Here is a 7,197-nt window from a genome sequence, read left to right as displayed (position 1 = left end):
GGGGTGCGCGCGTCTGGCTCGGGTCGGATCTTGGCGGGCGGGTTCGGGCGGGTGGTGCGACCCCGGGCAGAGGCGTATGTCCGACCGTGGGCAGACGCCGCGTGACCGGCCGGGGAGATAGCTTGCCGCCATGAAATGGCCTGGAGGGCACCTCGACGGAAAGAGCGTCGCCGATGCCGTGGTGACCGACGAGCGCCGGCGCATCGCCCGGGAACTGCACGACGTCATCGGCCACAGCATGAGCCTGATCACCGTCAAGGCCACCGTCGCCAACCACCTCGCCGACGCCCGCCCGCAGGAGGTCCGCGCCGCGCTGGCCGTCATCGAGCAGACCAGCCGCAGCGCACTGGCCGAGATCCACCGCGTGCTCGACCTGCTGCGCGCCGACGGCGACCCCCACCAGGACCGGCTGCCCGCACCCGGCATGGCGGACCTGCCCGGACTGGCCGCCCACGCCCGCTCGGCCGGGGTCGAGGTGGACCTGGCCGTCCGCGAAGGGGCCGTGCTGCCCGCCGCGGCCGCGATGTCGGTGTACCGGATCGTGCAGCAGGCCCTGACCAACGTCGTCACCCACGCCGGGCCCACCCGCTGCGCGGTCACCGTCGACGTCGACGGGCGGGAAGCCGTGATCGAGGTCGTCGACGACGGCCCCCGCCACGGCCGCCCGCCGTGCGCGGACCGCGCCGGCCAGGGCGGCCACGGCCTGATCGGCATGCGCGAACGCGCCAGGATGTACGGAGGCGCGTTCGAGGCGGGGCCCAGGCCCGGGGGAGGCTTCCGTGTGGCGGCCCGGCTGCCCTACGACCCGGACGGCAGTCGCGCGCCTGGGCGGGTCCGGTGAACGGCTCTGTCCCGGGATTCGGGGGTACGGATTCGCCGCAGATGCAAGCGCCCCACCTGGCCCGGGGGATCACCCTCGCCGTTCTGGGCGCGTTCGCGAGCGTGTACCTGCTGGCCGGGGTGCCGATCGCGATCGTCGTGTTCGCGCTGCAGCTCGTTCACGTCCTGCCGGTGCTCAGACGGTTCCGGGGGCCGATGCTGTTCGTCGTACAGGCCGGAGCCGGGTTCTGGGGCGTTCTCGCCTCCGGCGCATCCGTCGGCATGCTCGGCTTCCTGGCCGGGTCGCTGCTGCTGTCGCCGCTGTGGCCGCTCGCTCCGGCGGTCGCCGCGGCGGCGGCGGTGATCGGCTCCGTCCGGTACGGCGAAGCGTCCGCCGCGGCCGACGCCACGATCACGATGATCCTGATCGCGCTGGTGGTCTACGGCCTGACCCGGCTCACCCAGCGGGTCGACCAGCTGCACTCGGCCAGGCTCGCCCTCGCCGTGGCCGCCGTCGCCGAGGAGCGGCTGCGCATCGCCGCCGAACTGAGCGACGGTCTCGGACGAGGCCTCACCATGATCGCCGCAGGCGGCAGGCTCGCCCTGGCCGAGCCGGACCGCACGGCCGAGATCCTCGGACAGGTCGCGGGCACGGCACGGCGCGCCCTGGCCGAGGCGCGGGCCGCCGCCTCCGGGTACCGCGCCATGTCCCTGGCACCCGAGATCACCACCGCCCGCGCGATGCTGGCGGCCGCGGGCGTGACCGCGCACGCGCGCGTCGGCCACGCCGAACCGCTGGGACCCGCGGGCGCGCTGCTCGCGGCCGTGCTCCGGGAGGCGGTGACCGAGGTCGTACGGCGCGGCACGGCGACGACGTGCGAGATCGAGACCGACACGTCCGAGGGCGGAGTCCGGCTCCGCGTCTCCAACGACGGAGCCAGGACCGCGGAGGACGAGAGCCTGGGCGACCTCCCCGGCCGGGTCGCGGAGGCGGGCGGATCGCTCACGACGGGTCTCTCCTCCACCGGCCGTTTCACCGTCTCCGTCGTGCTTCCCGGCGCCGGGTCCGCTCCGTCGCTCCCGCCGGACGACCGGCGCGCCTCCGTTCTCTCCTTCACCCTGCTGGCCGTCGTCCTGGCCGGGTTCAGCGCCAAGGCGCTGCTCCGGCTCCCGGCGGGCTCGCTGCTCCCGGCGGCCGCCTGCCTCGGGCTGATCCTCCTCCTGCAGCTGCGCCTGGTGTCCGGCCGCCACACGTGGTCGCTGGCGGTCATGGCCCTGCTCGCCTATCTCCCGATCCCCGCCTTCGGCGAGGTCTGGCTGGGCGTCGCCGGGTTCCTCTCCGGTCCGCTCCTGCTGGCCTTCCCCGCGGTGCTCGCTTGGCCGCTCGTCGCCTCCGTGACGGCGAGCGCCGCGGTCATCGGCGTCGTCCTCGGGCTGGAACCCGCCGTGACGGTGAACCACACGGTGAGCACGCTGGTGACTGGCCTGGTCGTCCACGGGCTCCTCCGCCTGGCCCTGCTGGCGGAGGAGGTCCAGGCGGTCAAGGAGGAGCTGGCCCGCTCGGCGGTGGTCGAGGAGCGCCTGCGCGCCGCCCGGGACCTGCACGACCTGCTCGGCCACAGCATGGCGGCGATCCTCCTCAAGTGCGAGCTGGCCAGGAGGCTCGACCCCGTCCGGGCCCGCGCCGAGACCGAGGACGTGCTCGGGATGGTGGAGAGGGCGGAGGCCGACATGCGCTCCGTCTCCGGGGAGCGGTACGAGATGTCGCTGGCCACCGAGGCGGACTCGGCGCGGTCGCTCCTGGGCGCCGCGGGCATCGAGGTCACGGTCGAGCTGGGCCACGGCCGGGTCGCCGCGGAGGTCGAGACCGTGCTGAGCGCGGTGCTGCGCGAGGCGGTGACCAACGTGCTCCGGCACAGCGCCGCACGCCGCTGCACGATCGCGGCGGACCGCGAGCAGGGCGGGGTACGGCTCCGCGTGCGCAACGACGGCGTGCGCCCGGCCGCGGTCTCCGCCGAGGGCCCCGCCCGGGACCGGACCGCGGGGCGCCGCGGCTCGGCGGGAGTCGGCAACCTGACCACGCGGCTGGCCGCCCTCGGCGGCGGTCTCGCCACCACCCGCGACGGTGAGCGGTTCGAGATCGAGGCCCGGGTCCCCACCGCATCCCTCGCGGTGCCCGTACCCGTCGGCTGACGCCCCCGCTCCTCGGTCGGCCCGGCACCGCGGCCCCGTCCTCGGCGGTCCCGTCCTCGGTCGGTCCGGCGCCGCGGTCCCTCCCCGGCGGTCCCGTCCCCGGTCGGCCCGGTCCCCGTCTCCCGTCCCGGCCGTGCGGGCGGGGCGCGGCGCGGCGCGGCGCGGTCAGATCCAGCCGGCCTCTCCCGCGATGCGCACGGCGTCGACCCGGTTGCGGGCGTTGAGCTTGGTGACGATCGCGGTGATGTAGTTGCGCACGGTCCCCGCACTCAGGAAGAGGCGCCCGGCGATCTCGGCGGCGTCGATCCCCTCGGCCACCAGCCGGAGCACGTCGACCTCGCGGGGGGTGAGCGGGTTGTCGGCCAGGTCCCAGGCCGTCACCGCCAGCGAGGGGTCGAGCACCCGCTCGCCGCCGGCCACCGCGCGGATGGCGGCCACCAGTTCCTCCGGCGGTGCGGTCTTCAGCAGGAACCCGTCCGCCCGCGCACCGAGCGCCCGGCGGAGATGGCCCGGCTTGCCGTACGCGGTGAGCATGAGCGTCCGGCAGGCGGGCAGCCGCGAGCGGAGCTCTCCCGCGGCGGCGAGGCCGTCGAGCGCGCCGGGCATGTCGATGTCGAGCACCGCGACGTCGGGCCGGTGCAGGAGCGCGGCGGGCAGCACGGCGTCGCCCGACTCGACGGCGGCGACGACCTCCAGGTCCTCCTCCAGGCCCAGCAGCGCCACCAGGGCGCCCCGGACGACGTGCTGGTCCTCGGCCAGCAGCACACGGATCACGGGACATGTCTACCAGTGTCCGGATCATGACGATGTCACGGTCCGCCGGTGATCGCATCTCTGGCCCGGCGGACCGCAGGCCAGCAGGCTGGCAGGCATGACGGACGTGGTGCGTTTGGACGCGGTGAGCAAGGTGTACGGCACGGGACAGGGCGCGGTGGCGGCCCTGCGCGAGGTGACGGTGGGCATCCCGCAAGGGAGCTTCACCGCGGTGATGGGACCGTCGGGGTCGGGGAAGAGCACGTTCCTGCACTGCGCGGCCGGGCTGGACGCACCGTCCTCGGGCTCGGTACGGCTGGGCGGCACCGAGCTGACCGGGATGGACGAGACGCGGCTGACGAAGCTGCGCAGGCGGCGGATCGGGTTCGTGTTCCAGGCGTTCAACCTGGTGTCCTCGCTGACCGCGGCCGAGAACATCACGCTGCCGCTCCGGCTCTCGGGCGACCGGGTGGATCGGGCCTGGCTCCGCGAGATCGTCTCGCGGGTCGGCCTGGACGGGCGGACCGGGCACCGGCCCGCCCAGCTCTCCGGCGGGCAGCAGCAGCGGGTGGCCATCGCCCGGGCGCTGGCGATCCGGCCCGAGGTGGTCTTCGGCGACGAGCCCACCGGCGCGCTCGACACGATGACCGCCCGTGACGTGCTGAGGCTGCTCCGCGAGGTGGTGGACGGCATGGGCCAGACCGTGGTGATGGTCACCCACGACCCGGTGGCGGCCTCCTATGCCGACACCGTCCTGTTCCTGGCCGACGGCCGGATCGTGGACGCGATGACCGCGCCGACCTCCGACCGGGTGGCCGAGCGTATGACCCGACTGGGAGCGTGGGTGTAATGATCTTCTTCGCGTTGCGGGCGATCCGGCACCGCAAGGCCGGCTTCGCGGGCGCCTTCCTCGCCCTGATGTGCGCGGCGGCCCTGGTCTGCGCCTGCGGGATGCTGCTGGAGACCGGGCTGCGCGGCGGCGTCGCCCCCGAGCGCTACGCGGGTGCCCCGGTGCTCGTCGCGGGCGACCGGTACGTCCGCGAGACGGTCCGGAAATCGGAGGACAAGACCAAGACGAAGGCCAAGGCCCTGTCGGAGCGCCGGTGGATCCCCGCCTCCCTCGCCGGGGAGCTGGGCCGGCTGCCGGGGGTCGGGCGGGTGGTCACCGAGGTGACGTTCCCCGTCCGGGTCGCGGGCCGGTCCTTTGAGGGGCACGGCTGGGAGTCGGCCCCGCTCACCCCGTTCACCCTGCGCGCCGGACGCGCGCCCGGGGACGGGAACGAACTGGTGGCGGACGCGCGGGCGGGGCTGGACGTGGGCGCCGAGGTGACCGTGGAGTCGCCGGCGGGGTCGCGGGTCTACCGGGTGACGGGCGTCACCGCCGAGGCCCTGCCCAGTCAGGACACGCTGTTCTTCGCCGCCGCCGAGGCCCGCCGCCTGGCCGGCCGCCCCGGCCTGGTCAGCGCGATCGGCGTCTTCCCCCGGTCCGGCGCGCCTCGGATCGACCTGACCCCGGTGCTCGACGGTGCGGTCGTCCACACCGGCGACGAGCGCGGCGCGGCCGAGTTCCTCGACGCGGAGCAGGCACGGCTGAAGCTGGTCAGCATGGGCGGCGCCCTCGGCGGTACCGCGCTGCTGGTCGCGGTCCTCGTCGTGGCCGGCACGTTCGCGCTCTCCGTCCAGCAGCGCCACCGGGAGATCGCCCTGCTGAGAGCGGTCGCGGCGACACCCCGGCAGGTGCGCCGGCTGCTCGGCGGCGAGGCGCTCGTGCTCGGCGCCGTCGCCGGGACCCTGGGGTCCGCCCTGGGAGTCGGCCTGGGCTTCTGGCTGCGCTCCCGGTTCGTCGCGCTGGGCGTGATGCCGGAGAACCTGCGGCTCGTGGTGAGCCCGTTCCCGGTACTCGCCGCGCTCGCGGCGACCGTCCTGGCCGCCTGGACCGCCGCGCGCGTCTCCGCCCGCCGTACCGCCCGCATCCGCCCGGTCGAGGCCCTCGGTGAGGCGGCGCTGCCGGCCGCGCGCCTGCCCCGGGGACGGATGCTCGCCGGGCTGGCGTGCGCCGCGGCCGGTGCCGTGCTGACGGCGGTGCTGTCGGGGCTGTCCACCGAGGCGGCGTCCGGCCCGGTGACGATGCTGACCCCGCTGGTGTGGACGGTCGCGGCCGCCCTGCTCGGCCCGGTGATCGCCCGGGTGGCCGTCACGCTGCTCGGAGTGGTGCTGCGCGCCTCCCGGGTGAGCGGGTACCTCGCCGCCGCGAACCTGCGGGCCGGGTCGCACCGGCTGGCCTCGGTGATCACTCCGCTCAGCCTCATGGTCGCGATGACGTGCACGATCCTGTTCGTGCAGACCACGATGGGGCACGCCGCCCAGGAGGAGGCGGCGGCGGGCGACCGCGCCGACCACGTGCTCGGCCCGCGGGTCTCCTCCGCCGCGGCCGAGGCCGTACGCGGGGTGCCGGGCGTGGCGGCGGTCACCGAGGTGCTGCACACCTCGGTCCGGGTCGGCCTGGAGAAGTACGGCGCACGGGCCGTCACGCCCGCGGGGCTCTCACTGACGCTCGACCCCGGAGTGGTCGCCGGGTCGCTGCACGGCCTCGGCCCGCAGACGGTCGCCGTCAGCCGGACCGCCGCATCCCGCCTCGGCGTGTCGGTCGGCTCGCCGCTCCGGCTCACCCTCGGCGACGGCACCCGCGCGGCGCTCCGCGTCGTCGCCCTCTACGAGCGGGGTCTCGGGTACGGCGAGCTCCTCCTGGCGCACGAGCTGGTGCGCCCGCACGTCGACGATCCCTTCTCCACCGTCCTGGTCTCGGCGCCGTCGGTCTCCCGCGCGGCCCTGGAGCGGGCCGTACCAGGCGTCGCGGTGCTCGACAGGGTCCGGGCCGCCGCGGCGGGAACGTCGAACGCCGAGGTCAACTACGTGGCGATGGGTCTGATCATCGCGTTCACCGCGATCGCCGCGGTCAACACGCTGGCGATGTCCGCCTCGGACCGCTCCCGCGAGTTCGCCCTGCTCCGTCTCGTCGGCACCACGCGCCGGCAGGTGCTGAGGACGGCCCGGCTGGAGACGCTGACCGCGGTGCTGGTCTCGGTGACCGTCGGCACGGTGATCTCGCTGGTCACGCTCACGGCCTTCAGCCTGGGCATGACCGGTTCGGCACGGCCGCACGTGCCGCCGCAGGCCTACCTGGCCGTGGTCGCCTCGGTGGCCGTCCTGGCCCTGGCCGCCACCGCCCTTCCCGTGCGGCTCATCCTCCGTACCCGCCCCGCCGAGGCGATCTCCTGAGCTGCGGATCCGGCCGGCCTGCGGGTGGTCGTCCCGTCTCTCGCGGCGTCGCTGCCGGCAGGCCGGCGCGTCGTCACAGCAGGGCAGGAGTGAGGCATTCGATGTCCGCCGCCGCGCGGTCGGCGAACGGCCGGCTCAGCTCGCGCAGCCGGG

Annotated in this window: 5 protein-coding genes; 4 read left to right on the top strand and 1 reads right to left on the bottom strand. The window is 75.4% G+C overall.

Translation table 11 applies throughout. The features are described from left to right. Positions 1-130: 130 nt before the first annotated feature. Both IEZ06_RS35230 and IEZ06_RS35225 read left to right on the top strand, forming a co-directional pair. The gene (locus tag IEZ06_RS35230) at positions 131-841 is read left to right on the top strand and encodes a sensor histidine kinase (protein WP_189241005.1); all 711 of its coding nucleotides are present in this window, start codon (positions 131-133) and stop codon (positions 839-841) included. Between the two features lie 41 nt (positions 842-882). Then, positions 883-3,012 (top strand): sensor histidine kinase, encoded by a 2,130-nt coding sequence (locus IEZ06_RS35225; protein ID WP_203872237.1) that lies wholly within the window; start codon positions 883-885, stop codon positions 3,010-3,012. Between the two features lie 165 nt (positions 3,013-3,177). Here the strand turns inward: IEZ06_RS35225 and IEZ06_RS35220 are convergent, their stop codons facing one another. Next, a complete protein-coding gene (locus IEZ06_RS35220) occupies positions 3,178-3,786 on the bottom strand; it encodes a response regulator transcription factor (RefSeq protein WP_189241004.1) in 609 nt (202 codons plus the stop codon). A 97-nt stretch (positions 3,787-3,883) separates the two neighbouring features. Here IEZ06_RS35220 and IEZ06_RS35215 point away from each other — a divergent pair, with 97 nt between their 5' ends. Together IEZ06_RS35215 and IEZ06_RS35210 are read left to right on the top strand one after the other, a co-directional pair. Further along, positions 3,884-4,615 carry an ABC transporter ATP-binding protein gene (locus IEZ06_RS35215; RefSeq protein WP_189241003.1) on the top strand — a complete coding sequence of 244 codons (732 nt, stop codon included), beginning with the start codon at positions 3,884-3,886 and terminating at the stop codon, positions 4,613-4,615. Next, positions 4,615-7,044 carry an ABC transporter permease gene (locus IEZ06_RS35210; protein WP_189241006.1) on the top strand — a complete coding sequence of 810 codons (2,430 nt, stop codon included), beginning with the start codon at positions 4,615-4,617 and terminating at the stop codon, positions 7,042-7,044. The genes IEZ06_RS35215 and IEZ06_RS35210 overlap by 1 nt, the downstream gene beginning before the upstream one ends. Positions 7,045-7,197 lie beyond the last annotated feature (153 nt).

The organism is Planomonospora antibiotica (genome assembly GCF_014647955.1).
GTDB lineage: Bacteria > Actinomycetota > Actinomycetes > Streptosporangiales > Streptosporangiaceae > Planomonospora > Planomonospora parontospora.
Note: the sequence above shows the minus strand (reverse complement) of the source record. Positions and strands in the feature narration are given on the sequence as shown.